Origin of the sequence: Nocardia sp. CA-135398 (assembly GCF_050955845.1) — a bacterium.
Lineage (GTDB): Bacteria > Actinomycetota > Actinomycetes > Mycobacteriales > Mycobacteriaceae > Nocardia.
The window spans coordinates 5,696,300-5,717,912 of sequence record NZ_CP192084.1 but is presented as its reverse complement, the minus strand read 5'-3'; the positions used below and the strand labels follow the sequence as shown (position 1 = coordinate 5,717,912).

Genomic DNA, 21,613 nt, shown 5'->3' with positions numbered 1-21,613 from the left:
CCCCGCCCACGTATACGTTTCTCCAGCGATCCGCGAACTTCTCTGTGTGGTCCGGTGTCGACCGGCGGGCGCGGCCTGCCGCATCGGACCCCGAAATGGGGGAGTTCGGATGATGAATCGGGTGGGTATTGCGGCATTGGCGGCGGTGTCCGGGTCGATATTGGCCTTCGGGGTGGCGGGGGCGCAGCAGCCGGATCTGTCGAACGGGTTCCGGTCGCCGAGCGGAAATATGACCTGCGTGGTTGCCGATAAGGGCGCGGTCTGCGAAATCGGCGACCGTTCGTATGCGGCACCGGCCAAGCCGAGCGACTGCCACCAGGCGTACGGCGACCGCATCGTGCTGTTCCAGGGCGATCCGGCGCGGTTCACCTGCCACGGTGACACGATCCGGGACACCAGCCTGCCGATCCTCGACTACGGTCAGTCGTTCCGTGCCGGCGAAGTGGTCTGCGAGAGCCGGACGTCCGGTATGAAATGCGCGAATACCCGTACCGGACACTGGTTCTCGCTCGCACGGGAGGGTTATCAGCTCGACTGATCGTTAGGACCCTGTACCGGCCTTCCGACCAAAAGGACCTCATCGTCGCTGACTTCGCGGCCGTGATCGCCCGATCGCTGGACGCGGCGTTGGCTCGCGGCACCGGCGGCACCGGGTCGGCCAACGATGAGCTGGTCGAGCGGCTGCAGGCCGTCGTGATCGATATGCGCGAGGAGCAACGACGCTGTATCGGCGACCTGATAATTCCTATGGCCGACCCTGGCGCGCCGCGCCCTCGCACCCGCGACCGAGCGGTGAAACTGTCGGTAGTCACAAACGCGAGACAGGGAGGCGCCATGCACTGGGATCAGATGTCCGCAACGCTCGATGACCTCCGCGAACGGGTGACGCGCGGGCGTCGCAGTGCCGGGCAACTCGGGGTGCTCGGCTCCATCATCGATGCGGCGGAAGGGCCGTGGCTGGGTGCGATGGATACCGACGGCCGGGGTGCGGCGGAGTTGCGGATGCACCTCGCGGGGCTTTTCCGCCTCACCGCGGTGGTGACGAGTGCCGGAAAGTTCGATCTCGTGCAGCTGACGGGACCGAGCGCCGATCGGGTGCTGTCGTCGAAGCCGTCGCTACGGCGCGGATGGGATGCCGATCAACGCATGCCCAAACAGCCGGAGTGGCTGGATTACGTTGTGGGCTGGGTGATGTACGCCAGCGCGGAGGTCGACCGTCGCGCGGTCGTCGAGTGGCGGCTGGCCGGTGCCGACCGGAATTTGGAGGCGATGAACGACACGGTGGACAACCTGCGCACCAGCCTCCGGGAACGCGAACAGCTGCGCGACGAGCTTGCCGCCGAGGTCGCGGAGTTGCGCGATGAGCTCGAATCCCTCACCGGGAGTTCATAATCGTGTCGCCAACTACATCAAGCACAACCAGATGCACAACCCGCGGCCCGCTATGCGCTGGGTGCTGATCGCACTGCCGAACGCCGGTCGAATCGTCGTGCCCGGCACGAGCCGAAAGCTGGTCAGCTATCTGGTCGCGTCGCGATTGCCCGACCGCCAGTGCACCGCGATCCGGTCGCCCTTCGCCAGCGGTACGCCGAGCAGATCGTTGTCCTGGGTGACCAGTCGGCCCATCAGGCTGCTCGGCGCATCGAATACCTTGTGCCGCAACAAATTGCGGCACAAGGCGTGGGCTACTACGCGGTGGTCTGCCGCTTCGGCAGCTTCCAGCCCGGCCGCGGGAAGTGGCAGGTGTATCCGTCCGGGTAGCGCAGCAGGTAGTCCTGGTGCTCGGGCTCGGCCTCCCAGAACTCACTCGCCGGGGTCACCTCGGTGACCACTTTGCCCGGCCACAGGCCCGAGTCATCGACATCGACGATGGTCTCCAGCGCGACGCGCTTCTGCTCGTCGTCGAGATAGAAGATCGCCGAACGGTAGCTGGTACCGATATCGTTGCCCTGGCGGTCCTTGGTCGTCGGATCGTGGATCTGGAAGAAGAACTCCAGCAGCGCCCGGTAGTCGGTCTGCGCCGGGTCGTAGATGATCTCGACGGCCTCGGCGTGGCCCGGGTGGTTGCGATAGGTGGGGTGATCATTTCGCCCGCCGGAGTAGCCGACCCGCGTCGAAATCACCCCCGGCTGCTTGCGGATCAAGTCCTGCATGCCCCAGAAGCAGCCGCCCGCCAGAATCGCCTTTCGCGTGTCGGTCACGCGTCCTCCTTAGTGAACAGGGTCTTGTACCGACCGTAGCCTTCCGCCTCGAGGTCATCGAGGTGGATGAACCGCAGGGCCGCCGAGTTGATGCAATACCGCAGGCCGCCCGCTACGCGCGGCCCATCGGTGAACACATGCCCGAGATGGCTGTCACCGTGCGCCGAACGTACTTCGGTGCGGATCATCAGATGACTGAAATCCCGCTTCTCGACCACGTTCTCGCCATCGATCGGCTTGGTGAAACTCGGCCATCCCGAACCGCTGTCGAACTTGTCGACCGAGGCGAACAACGGTTCACCGGACACCACGTCCACATAGATACCCGGCTCGTGATTGTCCCAGTATTCGCCCGTGAACGCCCGCTCGGTCCCGTTCTCCTGGGTGACGTGGTACTGCTCGGGCGACAGCGCGTCCACCGCAGCGGGGTTCCGGTTGTATTCCTGTGCCACCTGACCTCCTCATATCGGCCCCACGTACAACCCGTGGCCCGATCCGGAAAGTCCCCGCCGAGCAGCGCGTCACACTTCCGTCATTATTGGGCGGCCAGGACCTATGCGGTAGGCGTGCGGTTTGTACGGAAGACATCGCGGAGCCAGGGCGCTCGGCGGTGGTGTGGGCGGAAGCGGTCGGCCCAGCGGGGGTTCGATTCGTCGCGGCGGTAGGCGGCGAGCTGGCCCGCCATCGCGAAATGCAGGTGGGTGGCCTTGCCGATCACCTCGCCGTCGGTGGCCAGCGCCTCCGGCTTGGGTAAGTGCACATACAGTTCGGGCAGGCGGCGCTCGCCGTAGACCTTGCTGTGGCCGATCGCGGCCAGTAGCAGCGCCACCAACGCGCGGGTGCGCGACCAGCGCAGATCGGCGCGCAACCAGCGGACGTCGAGTAGTCCGGCGTCGAGCCGGTCGCGGAAGGCGGGTACGGCGCCGTGCGGGTGGTAGGGGCCGTTGCCGATGAACAGGAACCACACCCGCTGCCACCGATCGTCGAGATAGATCTCGATCGGTTCGGCCCGGTGCAGGGTAACCACGAGTGCGGCCGCGAAGGCGGGCCATTTGCCCCAGCGCGCCTGCCACTTCTCGCGCAGCCGCACCAGGTCCGGATAGGCGCCGATGCTGGCGGTATTGATCAAATGCCTGGTATGCGAACCGGTTTCGTCACCGTACTCGACGCGCGCGATATCGACCGCGACCGCCTCACCCGCACCGGTGGCATCGATCACCTCACGCAGGTCGTAGACGCCGAGATCACGCGCGAAATGGTTGAGCGTGCCGGTGGGGATGACGGCCAGCGGCAATTCGTGCCGCAACGCCACCGCGGCCGCGGCCGCCACGGTGCCGTCGCCACCGGCGATGCCGATCGCCAGCACGGGCTCGGTGTGTTCGGCCAGTGCCCGCTCGAGTTGTTCGGCGACATCCAGGTCGGGTCGGGTGCGCAGGACGGTGGCGGCGGGCAGGGCCGCACTGATATCGGCGGTGGGATCGTAGGTCGGATCGCCGGAGACCGGATTCACCAACACCACAAGACCTTTGCCCGCGACCATCGCGGGCGCCTCGCGGACCAGCCTGGCCTGCGCCTCGTCCGATTCACGCACCGGCCACCAGCGTCGGGTTGCCAATGCGATACCGGAACCAACGGCCGCTCCGAAGAGCACATCGGAGCTCCAGTGCACACCGGTGTGCACCCGCGAGTAGGCGACAGTGGCGGCCAGCGGGGCGACAACCAGTGCGGTGCGCGGACTTTCGAGCGCGACCGCGGTGGCGAATGCCGCCGCGCAGGCGCTGTGCCCGGAGGGGAAGGATGAGGACGTCGGGGCCGGTAGCAGCCGCCGGTATGCGGGCAATAGTTCGGCGGCCGGTCGGCGCCGCGCGATGAGTGTCTTGAGTACGAGGTTGACGGCCAGGCTCGCGCCCCCGACCGAGACCACCCCGCGCAGCGCGGCCCGCCGCGGTGTGCCCTGGCGGGTGGCGAGCAGCGCGGCACTGGCCAGCCACAGCGCGCTGAAATCGGCGCTCTTGGTGAGCCGCAGCAGGCCGCTGTCGACCATCGAGGCCGGTAACTCGGCGACCGCACTGCCGACCGCCCGATCGAATCGTCCGACTCTGTAGAACTTTCGCCGCACCCAGCCACTCACCCGCTCGACATTACCGATCGCGGCGGACAGCCGGGTGCCGCTCGTGCCCCGGGTCAGTGCGAAGCGGGTCACAGGCCAATAGGGTTGATCTATGACCAGCAACCCGTTCTTCGAGCCAAGTGCGCTGCCGTATGAGCTTCCTCCGTTCGCCGAGATCGGTACGGAGCACTATTTGCCTGCGTTCGAGCGAGGGATGGCGGAGCAATTGGCAGAGGTTGCCGCCATCACCTCGAACGAGGAGGAGCCGAGTTTCGCGAATACCATTGCGGCGTTCGAGCGTTCGGGAGCGGTGCTGACTCGGGTAGCGAATGTGTTCTTCAATATCACGAGCTCCGATTCCAGCGAGACCACCGATGCGATCGAGGCGGAGGTGTCGCCGAAGCTGGCGGCGCACCGGGACGCGATCTATTTGGATCCCGAGCTGTTCGCGCGGGTCGAGGCGCTCTATGGGCGCCGGGAGGAATTGGGATTGGATCCCGAGGAAGCGCGGCTGCTGGAGCAGTATCACATTCGGTTCGTGCGGGCGGGAGCTCGGCTGGATGCGGCCGGTCAGGCCCGGCTGCGTGAGTTGAATGCGGAACTCGCCGCGGCGGCAACGGAATTCGGGCAGAACATTTTGGCGGCGACCAATGCTGCGACGGTGGTCGTCGAGTCGGCGGCGGAATTGGCGGGGCTGGGGCAGGCGGCCGTTGCTGCGGCCGCGCAGAACGCTCGGGAATTGGGGCGCGACGACGCGTGGGCGCTTCGGCTACAGAACGTTTCGAATCAGCCCCTGCTGGCGGAGCTGGCCGACCGGGACGTGCGGCAGCGGGTGATGGCGGCTTCACTGAGCCGCGGGTTGGGCGACAACGGTGCGCTCGCCGTGCGTATCGCCGCATTGCGAGCCGAACGTGCCGCGCTGCTCGGCTATTCGGATCACGCCGCGTATGTGGTCGAGGATCAGACCGCGAAAACCGCTGCGGCGGTGGAAGAAATGCTCGGGCGTCTGGTCGCGCCCGCGGTGGCCAATGCGGAGCGCGAGGCAGCCGAATTGACGCAGGCCATGGGCGGGCAGGAGCTGCGCTCGTGGGATTGGCAGTTTTGGTCGGAAAAGGTTCGCGCCGAACGCTTTTCGGTGGATGCGGAGGCATTGCGTCCCTATTTCGAGCTGGAACGCGTCCTGCGCGACGGGGTGTTCTTCGCCGCCGAGCAGGTGTACGGGATCACCTTCCAGGAGCGAAAGGATCTGGTCGGATACCACCCGGAAGTGCGCATCTTCGAGGTATTCGACGCGGACGGCAGTGCGCTCGGACTGTTCCTCGGTGACTTCTTCGCGCGACCATCGAAGCGGGGCGGGGCATGGATGAACGAATTGGTCAGCCAGTCCCGGCTTTTGGGCAAGCGGCCGGTGGTGGTCAACAACCTCAATATCGTCAAGCCGCCGGAGGGTGAACCCGCACTGCTCACCTGGGACAACGTGCGCACACTGTTCCACGAGTTCGGGCACGCGCTGCACGGCTTGTTCTCGGATGTGACCTACCCGTTCTTCTCCGGCACCGAAGTCCCACGGGACTTCGTCGAATTCCCGTCCCAGGTGAACGAGATGTGGATGTCACGACCGGAGATACTCGCCAACTACGCCAGGCATATCGAGACCGGCGAGCCCATGCCCACCGAACTGGTCGAGCGGATGGCCGAAGCCGAGCGTTTCGGAACCGGCTTCAAGACCGTCGAATACCTCGGCGCGACGCTGCTGGACTGGGCGTGGCATCGCGTATCCGCACCCGAAGCGCTGGACGATACCGACGTCGAAGCATTCGAGGAAGAGGCGCTGCGCAAGGCCGGTCTGGCCATCGACGCGATTCCGCCGCGCTACCGGACCGGCTACTTCGCCCACATCTTCTCCGGCGGCTACGCGGCGGGCTACTACTCCTACATCTGGAGCGAGGTGCTGGACGCCGACACCGTCGAATGGTTCGACGAGGGCGACGCATCCATCCGTGAAAAGGGCGAGACGTTCCGTCGCGAACTGCTCTCCCGTGGTGGCTCGGTAGACCCGCTCGCGGCCTTCGAATCCTTCCGCGGCCGCGCCCCCGAAATCGAACCGCTCCTGATCCGTCGGGGTCTGTTGAACTGATCCGTAGCACTGGAACCGGCTGTGGCCCAGCCGGTTCCAGCGCGGGATGATTATCCGAACAAGCCGCCGAGCACTCCGCCGCTCTGTCCGGCCTCCTGGCCGCCACCGGTGCCGCCGATGAAACCGCCCGGCGGCAGTTCGGACGGTTGCACGATGACGAAGCCGCGTCCGGAGAACGACAGCGTCAGGCCTTCACCGGTGCTGCGGCCGATGAGGCGGCCGAGGCCGAAGGAGTCGTTGCGTTTGATGCCGGTGGACAGGCTCGACGACCAGGCCACCGCGGCCTGCGGGTCGGCGTAGGTGGGTTGGTCGACATTGAGGACGACGGGTGAGCCGTGCGTGGTGATGGCGATGCGGCCGCGCCCGGTGAACACGCAGTTGAAGAAGCCCGCGTTACTGGCGAAACCGGCTGCGCCCTGGACCCTTTGGATGTTGTAGGACAGCGAGGTATCGAAGGCGAGCACATTCGAACCGTTGATGGTGAGCCCATCGGTGCCGTCGAGATCGACGGTGTGCACGTCGGCGGCGGCATCGGCGAGGAACAGGTCGCCATGTCCCGACACCTGCATGAGCGGCACGCCCTCGCCGGTGAGCCGCTGCTGGATGGCCCGGCCGATACCGCCCGAACCGAGTGCCTTGAAGTGCAGATCGCCCTGGTAGGCGACCATCGATCCGGCCCGCGCCATGGTCTCGCCATTGACGGCGACCTTGATCATCTTGCCGCCCTGCTTCTGGATGCCGATGCCGTTGACCTCGGCGTGGCTCGGATTGAACAGTTCGCTCTGCATCGGCAGCGCTCCTTGCTGGGGTGCAATCGGTGGGGGCGGCGGTACGGCGCCGGACGGGGAATAGGCGGGCGGCGTCGGAGCCTGGTACTGCGGCTGGGCTGGATATTGCGGCGCCGCGGGCGGTACCGAGGCCTGCGACTGTGCCGGGGCAGCGGGCGGCGCCGCGTCGGGTTCGTCGTCGATATTCACACCGAACGCCGTCGCGATTCCGGCCAGCCCGTTGTCATAGCCCTGCCCGACCGCGCGCACCTTCCACGCACCGCCGCGCCGGTAGATCTCCACGCACACCACGGCCGTCTCGGTGCTGAGCCCGGTCATCGGGAAGGTCAGTGTCGCGTTATCGGATCCGATGGTCGCGGTCAGCGAACTCGCGCCGGCGAAGGTCGGCGGCCCGCTGCCGTCGAGACTGGCCGTGACCACGACCTTGTCGACATCGGCTGGCAGCGCGGAGGTCTGCACATCGACCATATCGCCCGCACCGCGGCCGTGCCGATAGGTGACACCTGGTCCGGCGGGCTGGTTGAAGAAGACGAAGTCGGCATCGGACCGGACCCGCCCGTCGGCCCCGAGCAGCAGCGCCGACACATCGACCGGCGCCGCACAGGTGACGGTCACGATCATCCGGTCACCGGGCGCGGGGCGATTTTCCCCGCGTGCGAGTGCGGTCACGGCGGACCGCCCCGGTCGATACGTCCGAGTGGCATGCGATTCACGGGATCAAGTGTGTCGCGAGTCCCGTCCGATTGCCACCACCCGTGCTAGATCCGGCCACGGCGGCCTGCGCAGCACCGCGAGCGTGGCGATGACCGCGGCCGCGAGACCGATCAATTCACCCATCAGCGCGATCCGGGTCGCATCGACCGCGGGTGTCCAGCTGACCTCGCCGTCATGGACCACGAACGCACCCACCGGACGCGCGCTGCGCAGCAGGCCGCCCGTCCTGGTGACGGTGATGATCGTGGTGCCGTCGGAGGTTTCGTACGGCTGCCCGTAGGCGAGCGAATCATCCACTGTCCGCAGTGAATTCAATTGGCTTCGAAGCATTGGTTCCTCCCCTCGATGCGGAACCGGCGGTGGCGCGGCCCCCTTGGAGTATCGGCGGCACCACCAAATGTGGCAAGGGTGCCCTGCGACGGGGTGTGGTACGAAGTTGCGGGATTTGGCGGTGAGAGGCGAGTGGGTTGTCGGCGAGGCTTTTGCGGTGGTTGGTGCTGATAGCGGTCGGGTCGGCGCTGATCACCGTGCCCGGGGCAGCGGTCGATCCGGAATACCGGTTCTATCACCAGCGACTGCACTGGCACGCTTGCGGCCTCGAGGATCTGGACAAGGCCGGGGCCGAATGTGCGGATGTGCTGGTGCCGCTGGACTATCTGCGGCCCTCCGACCGCACGGTGAAGGTCGCGATCTCCCGGGTCCGGGCCGCCGATCCGGATCAGCGCCATGGCGTGCTGCTGGCCAATCCGGGTGGTCCCGGCGCATCGGGTCTGGACACCGTGGATCTGCTCGGTGACGTGCTCAGCCCGCAAGTGCGGGCCCGTTTCGATTTGATCGGTATGGATCCGCGTGGTGTCGGCCACTCCGGGCGCACGCCGCGCTGCGGATGGTCGGTCGGCGAAATGATCCATTCCGCGGGTCTGACTGCGCAGGGCTTCGCGCGGGAAACCGCACTGGCGGCCGATATGGCCGCGGGCTGTCTGGCCGATGATCCGGTGAAGGTGCGGCAGCTCACCACCCGCAATACCGCTCGCGACATGGAAGTCATCCGAATTGCGCTGGGCGAACCGAAGCTCAGCTATTACGGCGTCTCCTACGGTACTTACCTCGGCGCGGTATTCACCCAGATGTTCCCGGAACACAGCGACCGGATGGTGTTCGACAGCGCGATCGATCCGGATCGGTATTGGACCGGCCTCGTGCAGGATTGGGGTGACTCGGACGAGCGAGCGATCGACGAATGGTCGAATTGGGCTGCGGAACAGGATGATACGTATCACTTCGGTTCGTCCCCAGCGGAAGTGCGGGCATGGCTGACGGAGCTGATCGCCACGGCGGGGCGGCAACCGATCGTGATGGACGACTTCCCGATCGACGATCATTGGCTGCCATTTCTCTTGCACAACATGGTGACCGATTTCCGGCGCAACCAGGCGCTGGCCGAAACGTTGCGCGAGATCGCCGATGCGGCGGGCGGCCCACCTGTCTCCGCGCGGGCGCCACGCCTGCAAATCGTCTTGCAGGCCTTGCGATCCGAGGAGAACTCCACCTTGGCCCAGATCGCCTGCGGTGATGCCGCCGCACCGACAGATCCGGCGTGGTACGCGGGCAATATCGAAGCCAGTCGTGCCGCGCAGCCGATATTCGGTCCGCTGGCCAATAACATCCAGCCGTGCGCATTCTGGCCCGGACCTGTTGAACCCGCTACCACCGTGCGGAATTCGGTTCCCGCGCTCATTCTGCAAGCAACCGGCGACGCGCGAACGCCGTACACCCACGGTGCTCGACTACATCAGCACCTATCCGCATCCCGCATGGTCACACTGCAGGACATCCGTATCCACATGACCTTCCGGCCGGATCTGAGCGCCTGCGTCAACAACGCGATCAATACCTACTACGCCGACGGCGCCCTGCCTGCCGCCGACGTCACCTGCTATGCGAACCAGTAGGAATCAACCGGGCGCGACCGCCGAGGAGTGATATCGCGACGCCGCGTTCCACAGGAAGAAGCTGTTCGTCCCCGCGGCCGACGCCGCATCGATCTGCGCTTTGACCTCGGCATCCCCGTAGTTCACGCCAAGACTGAAATCCTGCAGCCACGGAATGACTTTCGCGCCGGTCCCTTCGGTCTGGTGGAAGAAGTCGGCCAGCGACCGGAAAATGATGTCGTACGGCTGGGCATTGGGGTTCGCGACACCGTATTCACCGGCATTCCAATGCGACGGATAGAGCATCGGAGCGACATAGTCGACATACCGGGCGATCTGCGGAATGTCCTGTGCGATCTCATCCGGCCGTGTCGCCGCGATGCCGAACACCGCGGCACCGAGATTCGCGCCTTTGTCACGTACCGGATCCCGGCTCTCGTGCAGGAACTCGGCGATGGATTCACCAGGCGTGACGGTCAGACCCGGAAACTGCATCTGCGACAGCGCACCATCCGGCCGCCGGACATAGTCGTACATGATCCCGTCGAAGCCGAGCTCGGCCGCCTCGGTCGCGAGATCGATGTTGTACTTGCGGATTTCGGGATCGGCGAAGTTGGTGAATGCGATAGCACCGTACTTGCTGGCATACGGCTGACCGGAAGGGATTCTGGATGACCCAGTCCGGATGGCCTTCGCGCCAGGCCCATTCGGCCATGGTCGGATCACGGAAGGCCACGATCCGCCCGACCACCCGCAGATTCAGCTCGTGCAGTTGCCGCAATGCGGCGCGCACATCGTAGATACCGGTGGCCGCACCAGCCTGCCGGGCCAGCGGCACTTGTGAGTCGTAGCCGATGACCCCGTCCTCATCCTTGATATCGAGTTGAACGGTGTCGATGCGGCCCTCGCGCGCCATATCCAGAATGGGCTCGCGCAAGCCCTCGTATGCCCATCCGTACGCCGTGATATGCACGGCCTTGACCCGCGGCATATCGACCGAGGTCGTAATCGCCTGCGTCGCCTTATTTCCCGCCGCGTCGACCGCGGTCACCGCACCGCCGACCGGTGTGCGCGGCAGCGTGATCTCGAAAGTGCCGTCCGCGGCCGGGGTGATCGACTGTGCGCCGACGGAGACGTGTACGGCACCGGATTCCTTGCCGCGCAATGTGATCGGCTGACGATAGGACCCGGCAGCGCCCGGCTGGGTCACCTCGAGTCTCGGCGCTTCGGTATCGACGGTGAAGGTCGCGGTAGCCCCGGGACCGGCGCTGAACAGGCCGAGTATGCCCGCGCGCGGGATCTCGGCGGTGAACGTGTGGTCGCCATCGGCGAGCTGTCCGGGCCGGTACACCACCGCATCGCCTTCGACCGTGCCGTGCACCGCCTTGCCGTCGAGTTCGAGCCGCATATCGTTCGGATTGTGGCCTTTGGCGTCTACGCGCAATGCGAGACCGCTCAGCGTGCCGGCCCCGACGACTCCGTCCGGTAATCCGGCCAGCGCCAAACCCGCGGGCTCGGACCGATTGGCGCCGATGATCACGGATGCGATGAGGATTGATAAAACTGCGATAACCGCTATTGCCGCGAGCCGCCATCGCCCGGTGATCCGGACCAATTTATCCAACGCGCACACCAACTTTCACCTGTCGCTATTGCCTAACTATCTACCTCAGACAGCCGGATCGGGCGTGGTTATGCCGATTCGCAACCGAGATTCCTTGGCACCGCGTACCGTTCGATCGGTGGTGCGGCGCTCGGCTATCGGAACTCGGGTTGTCCTGTCGGCCTTGATAATCGCGACGGCCACCGCATGTGGTGCGGCGGCGGATCCGGTCCCGGCGGCCATCGAAAAGGTTCCGGTGTCCACATCGACGCCCGACCCGATTGCGGTGGGAGCCAACGAACTCGGCCTCGTCCCCATCCTGATGTACCACCAGGTGACACCCACTCCGGTCGGCGATTACGACCAGACACCGGAGAAGTTCCGTGCCGAACTCGAGCGCCTGTACCGCGAGGACTACCGACCGGTGACCGTCGCCGATTACATCTCCGGCCATATCGACATTCCCGCGGGCGCCCACCCCGTGGTGCTCACCTTCGACGACTCCACCATCACCCAACTCCGGTTCACCGAGGACGCAAAGGTGGCCCCCGATACCGCGATCGGGATTCTCGAGGAGTTCGGTGCGCGCAATCCCGACTTCCATCCCACCGCGACGTTCTATGTCAATAACGAGCCGTTCGCCGGCGACGCGCGCGCACTGCCCTGGCTGGCCGCACACGGATACGAAATCGGTGCGCATACCGCGAGCCATGCGAACCTCGGCCGTTTGGACGGCACCGGCGTGCAACGTGAGCTGGTCGAGAACATGCGCGCGATCGTGACCGCGACGCCAGGCAATCGCGTGCGCACGATGGCCTTGCCGCTGGGCATCTTTCCGACCGATCGTGCCCTCGCCACCGCGGGAAGCTGGGACGGCACAAACTACGCGTTCGAGGCCGTGCTGCTGGTCGGCGCCGAACCCGCGCCCTCCCCATTCGGACAGGTCGATCCCGCTGGTGTGCCACGCATCCGCTCGGGAAAAAACGAGGTCGACTTCGCCTCCGCCTACTGGCTCGACCGCCTCGACCAGCATCCGGACCAGCGCTATACCTCCGACGGCAACCCGACCAGGATCTCGGCGCCCGAAGTCCTTGCCGACGAAGTGAATCCGCGCTGGCGCGGCCAGTTCAACCCCTATTGACAAGCATGGAACCGACGATTCGGCGAACCGGTTCACGCCGAATCCGTCATGATCTTCGGCTGCGGCCGGGCCGTTGCCAGCGATTAGGTGCAGTGCCGTTCGGATCCGCTCGGCCGCCGAAGCATTCGCCGCCGGGATGATCCGACCAGGCCGTTTCGCCCTGAGCGGCCGTATGTATATTAGCGAGCGCAACTAGTTACGGGTGATCGTGTGTGGGGGCAGATCGCTTGTGGCGCAGTGTGCCAATTGCTCGACCGGCTCGACTCAGGTTTCGAGACACTTCCACCACGGATAGCCGATCAGAACTAGGGCTCAAATTATGACGAATTCGACCGTCCAGGCCCCGGCAACGTCGCCGGACCTGGATGCCGGTGAAGGTACGTCACTGTCGCACCGGCAGATCCTGACCATCCTGTCCGGACTGCTGCTCGGCATGTTCCTCGCCGCGCTGGATCAGAACATCGTGAGCGTGGCGATCGTGCGGATCGCCAACAGCCTGGACGGATTCGACGAACAGGCCTGGGCGACCACGGCATATCTGATCACCGCGACGATCACCACCCCGCTGTACGGCAAGCTGGCCGATATCTACGGTCGTAAGCCGTTCTACCTCACCGCGATCGGACTGTTCGTCATCGGTTCGGTGGCCTGCACCTTCGCCACCTCGATGTACGAACTCGCCGGATTCCGCGCCTTCCAGGGCCTGGGTGCGGGTGGGTTGATGTCGTTGGCGTTCACCATCATCGGCGATATCGTGCCCGCCCGGGAGCGGGTGCGCTACCAGGGCTATTTCATGATGGTCTTCGGTTCCGCGACGGTGCTCGGTCCGGTGCTCGGCGGATTCTTCTCCAACTACGATCAGCTCTGGGGTCTCGAGGGTTGGCGCTGGGTCTTCCTGGTCAATGCGCCGATCGGTGTGCTCGCGCTCGGTGTGGTCGCCAAGGTGCTCAACACGCCGCATCAGCGTCAGGATCACCGCATCGACTGGATCGGCGCGGTGGCATTGACGACCTGTGTGGTGCCGCTGCTGATCGTCGCCGAACAGGGCCGGGATTGGGGTTGGAGTTCGCAGCGCGCGCTGATCTGCTACGGGATCGGTGTGGGCGGCCTGCTGCTGTTCCTGCTCGTCGAATCCCTGATGAAGGATGCGGCGCTGATTCCGTTGCGGCTGTTCAAGAATTCGACCTTCAGCGTGACCATCGCGGGCGGGTTCATCGTCGGTATCGCGATGTTCGGCGCGATCGTCATGGTGCCGCAGTACTTCCAAGTGGTGCGCGGATATTCGCCGACCAAATCGGGTCTGCTGATGCTGCCGCTGGTGCTCGGGATCATGTTCGGTTCGCAGCTGGCCGGATTGACCACCAAATTGACCGGACGCTACAAGATCCTGCCGGTGATCGGGACATTCGTCATCGCGGTCGGCGCGGCACTCTACGGGCAGGTGCATTACGACAGTCCGCTGTGGCAGCCGCTGGTCTACGGCGGCGTCATCGGGTTCGGACTCGGTTGCTGCATGCAGACCCTGATCATCGCGGCGCAGAATGCCGGTCCGCGTTCGGATATGGGGGTTTCGACAGCGTCGGCGACCTTCTTCCGCCAGATGGGCGGCACCCTCGGTGTCGCGGTGTTCCTGACCATTCTGTTCAATCTGTTGCCGCATCGGATCATCGACGCATTCGGTGGTGCGCTGCCCGCCGGGTTCGATGCCGCGCAGTTGAGCACCATGCAGAGCAATACCAGCGGAATCGCGGCGCTGCCGGATGAGCTGAGGGTGCCGATTCTGATCGGGTTCACCGATGCGATGCACGGCGTCTTCTATGCCGCGGCGGGTGTCGCGCTGCTGGCCTGCTTGGTGCTGATGTTCATGAAAGAGATTCCGCTGCAGGATAATCCGGTTCCCGTCGTGGAGCCGGTGTCTCTGGAATCCAGCTGGGATGAGGCACAGGTCTGGGAGGGCGCCGCGCAGGTGCTCTCCGAACCCGAACCGGTGCTGGCGGGTGCGGTCGGCCGCGTTTCGGTGGACCACGACGGCAATGGTGTGTATGTGGCCGCCGTTGTGCCGCAGTCGCATTCGGGTCTCGACTACGAGGGCACATCCATCGGCGGGCGGATCGGGCGCGAGGACGGCAGACCGGTGCCCGGCACGGTTCTGACCCTGATCGACCAACGGGGACACCAGGTTTCGCGCGCGATGGGCGATGCCGACGGCGGCTACCGCATCGAGGCACCCACTGCGGGCAACTACGTGTTGATCGCATCGGCGACCGGACATCGGCCGGAGGCGGTCAGCGTGGCCATCGGACAGCGGCCACAACAGCTCGACCTGACCCTCACCGGCTCGGGCGAATTGTCCGGCGTGGTCCGTTCGGCCGGTCGCGGCACCCCGCTACCCGGTGCCACCGTCACGCTCACCGATATCCACGGTGAGGTCGTCGGCGCCGCCATCACCGGGGGCGACGGCGCGTATGTCTGCCACGGCGTCGTCTCGGGCACCTATACCCTGGTGGCGGTTGCCGAACATATGCGCCCCAGCGCCACCACCCTCACCATCCCCGACAGCGGTCTCCTGCATCACGACATCGACATGGCGTCGATGGCCGTGCTGGCCGGATCCGCCTGGGCCGACGGCGACCGAGCCGTCCCGGACATCCAGATCACCGTCCTGGACGCATCGGGCGATCTCACCGCCACGGCCCGCACCGACGCCACCGGCCGCTATCTGGTAACCGACCTCCCCGAAGGCCACTACACCGTAATAGCCCGCGGCTACCCACCCGTCACCACCCGAGTAACGGTCTCCGGCGGCGAAGTAACCCACGACGTCCGCCTCGGCTACGAACCCGCAGAAGCCCCCGACCCCCGCTGACCCACCCCGCCGCCGATCCGAAGACGCTCGCCATCGAGTCGGGGCACCATGTCGAAATCCTCGAAAATGCACTGAGGGAGTTCGCCTCTCGACGTTTACCGCCGTGCGTGCATTCTCGAGGTTGTCGGGTCCGGGGGGTTAGGGGAGGTGGGGGAGGACTTCGGTGGCTATGCGTTCCATTTGGGATTGTTCGTCGAAGAGGGGGTTGATCAGGGTTAGTTCGGCGCCGGCGTCGGCCACCGCACGTAGGCCCTGGACGCAGTCCTTGGGGGTGCCGTGTACGGCGACGGGGAGCAGAGTTTTGCCGAAGTCGCCGTAGAAATCGGTCAGGGCGGTGGCCATGCGCTGTTCGGCCCGCGCCGGATCGTCGTCGACCGCGATGTAGACGCGTTTGGCGATGCGGAAATCCGATGGGGCGCTGGAGTTTTCGGCCAAAGATTCGCGTACGAATCGGACCTGCTCGGCGAATTTGGCCGTCGTAGTCGAACCGGCGCCGAAGAATCCGTTGCCGTGCCGCACCGCGCGCCGCAGGGCCGCGGGTGTGCTGCCACCGAACCACAGTGGCGGATAAGGCTTCTGGAATGGCTTCGGCTCCATGGTGGCGGCGTTCAGCTGCCAGAACTCGCCCTCGAAATCGGTCCGCGGCTGGATCCACAGCGCCTTCATGACGCGTAGCCCCTCGTTGAAGCGGGTCACCAGATTGTCGGCAGGGTCGACGTCGAAGGCGGAGAACATTCGGTTGCGGCCACCGATCCCGACGCCGATCTCGAGTCGGCCGCGGGTGAGTTGATCCAGCGTGCTGATGCGTTTGGCGAGGTGCACCGGATTGTGCAGCGGCGTCACGAACACCGCGCATCCGAAGCGCAGCCGCTCATTGCATGCGGCCGCGTAGGTCAACAACTCGATCGGACTCAGATTCGGCGCGGATCCGAGCAGTTGCTCGGTCGTCCATGCGCTCTCGAAACCGAGCGTCTCGGCTCGATCCAGGTAGGTCCGCAGATTCTCCGGTTGGAACGATCCGTCGGGAATGAGCTGCGGAACCGAGATGGCGTATCGCATCGTCCGAGCCTAGCTCGCGCGGCGCAGCGCCACGGCCAGGTGATCGCGAGCAGACCTGAACATGCCGGTAACTCGTCTGTAACCGCCCGCCGAGCGGCAGCGGCACTCACCCGGCTAGATTGTCCGAAAGCCGTTATCCCAGAGAGGAAATCACCCCCGTGGGGCAGTTCTGCAGAGCCGTCTTCCTGGACGCCGATCACAAGCTGATCGGGTATCTGGAACCCAAGGTCCGCTTCCTGAAACGCGCTTGGATCGGCGACGACTTCGTCCAGGGTGTTGAGCGCCTGCTGACGGTGCCGACCCGCGTGGTGTGGGCCGGACCGCAGGTGGGGGAGCAGACCGGCCTCTACGACCGGGCCGCCTCCGTCGCCCCGCTGGTCGCGCCCCAGCACGGCTTCATCGGCCGCTACATCCTCAATCACGACAAACGCGCCTATGTGGACAAGGCGACGGTCAGGCACGGCGACGACCGCCATCGCATCCATCCGCTCCCGATGCTCACCGCCGAAGGCGCGGATTGTGCCGACGGCGATTTCGCACTGGTCGGTAGCTGGTCCGGGGATCGCATCTCGATGGGCGCCACCGTGCCCGCCGGGTTCCAGCTACTGAAATACGACCTCGTGCCGAACTAGCCCATGACTTCCGGGCGCTCACGCGGCACGCGGATGTGCGTGCCGCACTGCGCGATTCCGATGCGTATCAGAGTCGCGGATCGAAGACCAGCCGAAAGCCGGTCAGCTCGTGCTCATCACCGGTGGCCCAGAACTCCCGTCCCGGTAGTTCGTTCTGCGGCAGCCCGGCCTGTTCGGCGATATCGGCCGCCGGTATCCACATCGGCGAATGTGCCGGATGCCATGGTGTCTGCACCTGCGCCCGATCGCCGAACAACAGGATCACCCGCACCCGCACTGGTTCAGGATCCATAGTTACATGATGCGCGCTCGCAACGGCTTTGCCGAGGTCGCGTGCATCAATCGAAACGTACTTCCCACCGTTTGATGCCGTTGAGCCATCCGGAGCGCAGATGCTCGGGTTCGGCGACCTGCCGCAATTCGGGCATGGCGTCGGCAATGGCATTGAACATCAGATCGATCTCGAGTCGGGCCAGGTTCGCACCGAGGCAGTAGTGTGTGCCCGCGCCGCCGAAGCCGACGTGTGGATTGGGGTCGCGCAGGATATCGAAGGTGAACGGATTCTCGAAGGCGTCCTCGTCGAAATTGGCCGAGCTGTAGAACAATCCGACGCGCTGGTCCTTGCGGATCAACTGACCGCCGAGCTCCACATCGCGCGTAGCGGTCCGCTGGAATACCGAGACGGGGGTGGCCCAGCGGACGATCTCATCGGGTGCGGTGCGCGGCCGCTGCTCCTTGTAGAGCTCCCACTGTTCCGGGTTGTCGACGAAGGCCTTCATGCCGTGGGTGATCGAATTGCGGGTGGTCTCATTGCCCGCGACCGACAGCAGGATCACGAAGAACGCGAACTCGTCCGAGCCCAGATGCTCACCGTCGATGTCGGCATTGACCAGCTGCGTCACGATATCGTCTGCCGGGCAGGCGCGCCGCTGCTCGGCCATGGTCCAGGCATAGCCGGTCAATTCCAGCTGTGCGGTCGGCGCATCGGTGGCGTACTCCGGATCATCGGCGCCGATCATCTGATTGGACCAGTGGAACAGCTTTTTGCGATCCTGCTGCGGCACCCCGAGCAGTTCGGCAATGGCCTGCAGCGGCAATTCGCAGGCGACCTGCTCCACGAAGTCACCGCTGCCGGATTTCTTGGCCTCGTGCACAATTCGGGCCGCGCGCTCGGTGAGCACCGCCCGCAGACCCTCCACCGCGCGCGGAGTGAAGCCCTTGGACACGATGCGCCGATTCTTGGTGTGGGCCGGCGGATCCATATTGAGCAGAATCAGCCGCTGCATATCGATCTGCTCGCGGGTGATGGTGGACTGAAAGCGGATGATCGCACTGTTCGCGGTGGAGGAGAAGATCTCCGGATGTTTCGAGATCTCCTTGATGTCCTCGAGTTTCGTGACCGCCCAATAGCCGCCGTCGTCGAAGCCGCTGGAGCGATCGGGCTGGGCGCACCACCAGACCGGTGCGGTTCGGCGCAGCTCCGCGAATTCCTCGGTGGGTCTGCGTTTCGCCCACAGGTCCGGGTCGGTGAAATCGAATCCGGCGGGAATCGACGGCGTGGCCATGGCCACCTCCCAGAGCTGGAACGTGTTCTACAACCGATTGAAGCACAATGTGCCGTTCCGAAATGGTGAAATGCCCATGCCTCGGAGGTCAGTGCTCGAGTTTGCGCAGGAGTTCGTGCAGCGAGCGCAGGTCGGCGGCGGAGAGGGCGGCGACGGCGGCCGGGGCGGGGTCGGGGGTGGCCATGGCCTGTGCGAGCACGGCGCGACCGGCGTCGGTGATGGAGACCTGTTTGCGGCGGCGGTTGGTCGGGTCGATCTCGCGGACGACGAGGCCGAGTTCATCGAGATTATTGACCGCGACGGTGGTAGCGGGCGCGTCCATGCCGGTCGCCTGCGCGATCTGGTTGAGTGTGAGCGGGCCGGGGCGCAGGCGGCGCAGAATGCGAATTCGGCTGAACGGCAAGCCCGTTCGCTCGGTGACCGCGCGCTTCCACGAGTCACGGGTATCCATCACCAGGTGGGTGAGCTGGGCCCACACATCGTCGGCGGTGGGTACGTCATCCGGCATGTGCGGGGACCTTCTCTTCCAATATCGGGGCGACGCGATCGCGGGACCGCGCGGCCCACCGGGTGTTCGCGACTATGCCGAGTATGGCGATCCCGGCGGTGAAAACCGCAATCAGCCACCACAGACCGGCCCCGGTCAGCGCGCCGCACAGTGCGACACCCATGCTGACGCCCACCTGTCTGCTGGTCGAGGCGACCGCCGCCGCGGCGCCCGCGCGATCCAGCGGCATCCCGCTGACCGCCGCCGTCGTGATCGGCGCATTGACCATGCCGAATCCGATTCCGAAGATCGCGAAGACGACGACCAGCTGCCAGATCGGCGTTGTCACATCGAGTCGAGTGAGCAGCACCGCGGCGATGGTCATCGCGATACCCGCCGCGAGCAGTGACGGCCTGGTCCCGTGGCGTCCCACCAGACGCCCCGACAGCGGTGAGAAGATGAGCGTCGCGATCGCCATGGCCAGATACAGCAATCCGGTGTGCACCGCCGAATAACCGCGCAGCTCTTGCAAATACAGCGAGCAGGTGAACAGGAACGCGCCGAGCGCCGCGAAGGCGAAGATCGCGGTCACCGTCGCCGACGCGAACGGCACACTGTGGAAGAAGCGCAGATCGATGAACGGATCCGAGCGTCGCGACTCCTGCCACAGGAAGGCCGCCAGGGCGACCGCCGATACCACGAACATCACGGGCAACCGCTCGATCAACCCGAATACCACCGTGAACAGCAAGGCGATGGCAAGCAACTGTCCGATCGGATCGAGTCCGCGCACCGTGGCCGACTTCGATTCCGGCACGAACAGAGTCGTCAAAACCAGTGCGAGCCCGCAGATCGGCAGATTGATCCAGAACACCGACTGCCACCCGAGCGCATCGATCAGCACACCGCCGACCATCGGCCCCAATGCCATCGAAATGCCGACCACCGCACCCCAAATGCCCACCGCGCGAGCGCGTTCCACCTTCCCGGTGAAAACCTGGGTAATGATCGACATCGCAACCGGATTCAGCATCGAGCCACCGATCGCCTGCAAAAACCGTGCCCCGATGAGGGTTTCGATATTCGGCGCGAGACTGCACGCCAGGGAGCCGAGGGCGAATACCGTCAACCCGATCCGGAACACCCGCCGCCGCCCGAACCGATCCGCCGTCGCGCCCGCGAGCATCAGCAGACTCGCCATCGTGAGCGTGTAGATATCGATGATCCACTGCAGCCGAGCCAGCGGCGCATCCAGATCGGCCCGAATCGCAGGCACCGCGACATTCACGATCGTCGAATCCATCGACACGATCAGCAGACTCAGGCAACAGGTCGCCAACACCACCAATTTCCGCCGCGGCGTCAACCCGCCAACAGTTGTATTCACACAACGATTGTGTATTCACAACTGTTCCGAATGCAAGGGTGCGTCCCAGGATGTGAGCCGCGGAACATGTCCGTGGCCGCTGATGTTTCAGTTGCCGGTGTGTGCCGGGATGTTGAGAACGGTGCGGAAGGCCGTCGCCGCGGGTGTGCTGCCGACGCGGCTCCAGATGACGTATTCGACGCGGGCCGGTGCGTCGGTGACCTCGATGGTGACAACGCCGGTGAGCTGCGGCGCGTAGGCGGCGGGGAGCATGGCCACGGCGAGGCCAGCTTCGACGAGTCGGGCGATGTAGTCCGCGCTGGTGACTTCGAAGGCGACGTCACGGTCGAGACCGGCGGCGGCGAAGGCCAGGTCGGATTGGATGCGTCCGGCCGTCCCGGCCGGGAGGTCTACGAAAACCTCGGACGACAGTCGGCGAAGGTCGACCACTTGTTCGTCGGCGAGCGGATGGTCCGGCGCGAGCACGGCGACGAGTCGGTCCCGCGCGAGCTCGTGCACGGCGACACCCTGGGGTCGAGCCGTGGTCGGCAGTCCGAGGAAGGCCACGTCGATGGCGCCGTTCCTGACCTGTTCGATCAGATCGTCGCTCGAGCCGACCCGCAGGTCGATGCGCACTTGCGGGTACTTCCGGCGGAAATCGCGTAGCGCGCCCGGGATATCGACCGCGGCGACGGTCGGGATCAGGCCGACGGCGAGCCGGCCGCGTATCTCACCGACGGCCGCGGCGACCTCCGCGGCCGCGCGCTCGGCGGCGTCCAGGCACTGACGGGCGGCGGGGAGGAATGCCGCACCGGCCGGTGTCAGCCGCACCCGGCGGCTGGTGCGCTCGAAAAGCCGTGCGCCGAGTTCGCGTTCCAGGCGCGCGATCTGGTGGCTGAGGGCGGACTGGACGACCAGGCATCGTTCGGCTGCCCTGGTGAAACTGTTGGTCTCGGCGACCGCGACGACATAGCGCATCTGCTGGAGCTCCATGGATCAATCGTGAATCGAGA

20 protein-coding genes and 1 pseudogene are annotated in these 21,613 nt (G+C 65.5%); 7 read left to right on the top strand and 14 right to left on the bottom strand.

The features are described from left to right. The first annotated feature begins 109 nt into the window (after window positions 1-109). Complete coding sequence (locus ACQP1T_RS24985; RefSeq protein ID WP_433755492.1) at window positions 110-538, top strand: DUF6636 domain-containing protein; 429 nt, start codon at window positions 110-112, stop codon at window positions 536-538. 62 nt (window positions 539-600) lie between these two features. Continuing rightward, window positions 601-1,392 (top strand): hypothetical protein, encoded by a 792-nt coding sequence (locus ACQP1T_RS24980; protein ID WP_433755491.1) that lies wholly within the window; start codon window positions 601-603, stop codon window positions 1,390-1,392. A gap of 126 nt (window positions 1,393-1,518) precedes the next feature. Here ACQP1T_RS24980 and ACQP1T_RS24975 read toward each other — a convergent pair whose 3' ends face one another. The 4 genes from ACQP1T_RS24975 to ACQP1T_RS24960 all read right to left on the bottom strand — a co-directional run bounded on the left by ACQP1T_RS24975 (window position 1,519) and on the right by ACQP1T_RS24960 (window position 4,404). Beyond that, window positions 1,519-1,677, bottom strand: a complete 159-nt coding sequence (locus ACQP1T_RS24975) for a hypothetical protein (RefSeq protein WP_433755489.1) — start codon at window positions 1,675-1,677, stop codon at window positions 1,519-1,521. Window positions 1,678-1,688: 11 nt separating this feature from the next. After that, window positions 1,689-2,153 carry a peptide-methionine (S)-S-oxide reductase MsrA gene (gene msrA / locus ACQP1T_RS24970; RefSeq protein ID WP_433762343.1) on the bottom strand — a complete coding sequence of 155 codons (465 nt, stop codon included), beginning with the start codon at window positions 2,151-2,153 and terminating at the stop codon, window positions 1,689-1,691. A gap of 44 nt (window positions 2,154-2,197) precedes the next feature. Next, the gene (gene msrB, locus ACQP1T_RS24965; protein ID WP_433755488.1) at window positions 2,198-2,653 is read right to left on the bottom strand and encodes a peptide-methionine (R)-S-oxide reductase MsrB; all 456 of its coding nucleotides are present in this window, start codon (window positions 2,651-2,653) and stop codon (window positions 2,198-2,200) included. Between the two features lie 101 nt (window positions 2,654-2,754). Further along, complete coding sequence (locus ACQP1T_RS24960; protein WP_433755487.1) at window positions 2,755-4,404, bottom strand: bifunctional phosphatase PAP2/diacylglycerol kinase family protein; 1,650 nt, start codon at window positions 4,402-4,404, stop codon at window positions 2,755-2,757. 19 nt (window positions 4,405-4,423) lie between these two features. On the opposite strand from ACQP1T_RS24960, the gene ACQP1T_RS24955 reads away from it, so the two are divergent. Beyond that, window positions 4,424-6,448, top strand: coding sequence for a M3 family metallopeptidase (locus tag ACQP1T_RS24955; RefSeq protein ID WP_433755486.1), 2,025 nt, complete (start codon window positions 4,424-4,426; stop codon window positions 6,446-6,448). 50 nt (window positions 6,449-6,498) lie between these two features. On the opposite strand, the gene ACQP1T_RS24950 is transcribed toward ACQP1T_RS24955, so the two are convergent. Beyond that, entirely contained in the window at window positions 6,499-7,857 is a 1,359-nt protein-coding gene (locus ACQP1T_RS24950; protein ID WP_433762342.1) for an AIM24 family protein, read from the bottom strand. Window positions 7,858-7,953: 96 nt separating this feature from the next. Continuing rightward, on the bottom strand, window positions 7,954-8,280 hold the full coding sequence (locus ACQP1T_RS24945; protein ID WP_433755485.1) for a hypothetical protein: 327 nt from the start codon (window positions 8,278-8,280) through the stop codon (window positions 7,954-7,956). A gap of 137 nt (window positions 8,281-8,417) precedes the next feature. On the opposite strand from ACQP1T_RS24945, the gene ACQP1T_RS24940 reads away from it, so the two are divergent. Further along, window positions 8,418-9,902 (top strand): alpha/beta fold hydrolase, encoded by a 1,485-nt coding sequence (locus tag ACQP1T_RS24940; RefSeq protein ID WP_433755483.1) that lies wholly within the window; start codon window positions 8,418-8,420, stop codon window positions 9,900-9,902. A gap of 3 nt (window positions 9,903-9,905) precedes the next feature. Here the strand turns inward: ACQP1T_RS24940 and ACQP1T_RS24935 are convergent, their stop codons facing one another. Continuing rightward, window positions 9,906-10,607: a putative glycoside hydrolase gene (locus ACQP1T_RS24935; protein WP_433755482.1), complete on the bottom strand. Its 702-nt coding sequence runs from the start codon at window positions 10,605-10,607 to the stop codon at window positions 9,906-9,908. After that, window positions 10,606-10,797, bottom strand: a pseudogene (locus ACQP1T_RS24930) (putative glycoside hydrolase); the annotation flags it as partial. The pseudogene ACQP1T_RS24930 and the gene ACQP1T_RS24935, both read right to left, overlap by 2 nt. Before the next feature lie 826 nt (window positions 10,798-11,623). Between ACQP1T_RS24930 and ACQP1T_RS24925 the strand changes: the two are divergent. Further along, complete coding sequence (locus ACQP1T_RS24925) at window positions 11,624-12,625, top strand: polysaccharide deacetylase family protein (protein WP_433755481.1); 1,002 nt, start codon at window positions 11,624-11,626, stop codon at window positions 12,623-12,625. Between the two features lie 319 nt (window positions 12,626-12,944). Further along, complete coding sequence (locus ACQP1T_RS24920; RefSeq protein ID WP_433755480.1) at window positions 12,945-15,491, top strand: MFS transporter; 2,547 nt, start codon at window positions 12,945-12,947, stop codon at window positions 15,489-15,491. 138 nt (window positions 15,492-15,629) lie between these two features. On the opposite strand, the gene ACQP1T_RS24915 is transcribed toward ACQP1T_RS24920, so the two are convergent. Further along, complete coding sequence (locus ACQP1T_RS24915) at window positions 15,630-16,550, bottom strand: LLM class flavin-dependent oxidoreductase (RefSeq protein WP_433755479.1); 921 nt, start codon at window positions 16,548-16,550, stop codon at window positions 15,630-15,632. 158 nt (window positions 16,551-16,708) lie between these two features. On the opposite strand from ACQP1T_RS24915, the gene ACQP1T_RS24910 reads away from it, so the two are divergent. Further along, the gene (locus tag ACQP1T_RS24910) at window positions 16,709-17,182 is read left to right on the top strand and encodes a hypothetical protein (protein ID WP_433755477.1); all 474 of its coding nucleotides are present in this window, start codon (window positions 16,709-16,711) and stop codon (window positions 17,180-17,182) included. Between the two features lie 67 nt (window positions 17,183-17,249). Here ACQP1T_RS24910 and ACQP1T_RS24905 read toward each other — a convergent pair whose 3' ends face one another. The 5 genes from ACQP1T_RS24905 to ACQP1T_RS24885 form a co-directional block, all read right to left on the bottom strand. Next, window positions 17,250-17,474, bottom strand: coding sequence for a hypothetical protein (locus tag ACQP1T_RS24905; protein WP_433755476.1), 225 nt, complete (start codon window positions 17,472-17,474; stop codon window positions 17,250-17,252). A 46-nt stretch (window positions 17,475-17,520) separates the two neighbouring features. Continuing rightward, the gene (locus ACQP1T_RS24900) at window positions 17,521-18,747 is read right to left on the bottom strand and encodes a cytochrome P450 (RefSeq protein WP_433755475.1); all 1,227 of its coding nucleotides are present in this window, start codon (window positions 18,745-18,747) and stop codon (window positions 17,521-17,523) included. Window positions 18,748-18,835: 88 nt separating this feature from the next. Next, a complete protein-coding gene (locus ACQP1T_RS24895) occupies window positions 18,836-19,255 on the bottom strand; it encodes a MarR family winged helix-turn-helix transcriptional regulator (RefSeq protein WP_433755473.1) in 420 nt (139 codons plus the stop codon). Next, window positions 19,245-20,621 (bottom strand): MFS transporter, encoded by a 1,377-nt coding sequence (locus tag ACQP1T_RS24890; protein WP_433755472.1) that lies wholly within the window; start codon window positions 20,619-20,621, stop codon window positions 19,245-19,247. Before ACQP1T_RS24890 ends, ACQP1T_RS24895 begins: the two co-directional genes overlap by 11 nt. 87 nt (window positions 20,622-20,708) lie before the next feature. After that, window positions 20,709-21,593 carry a LysR family transcriptional regulator gene (locus ACQP1T_RS24885; RefSeq protein ID WP_433755471.1) on the bottom strand — a complete coding sequence of 295 codons (885 nt, stop codon included), beginning with the start codon at window positions 21,591-21,593 and terminating at the stop codon, window positions 20,709-20,711. Between the last annotated feature and the right edge of the window lie 20 nt (window positions 21,594-21,613).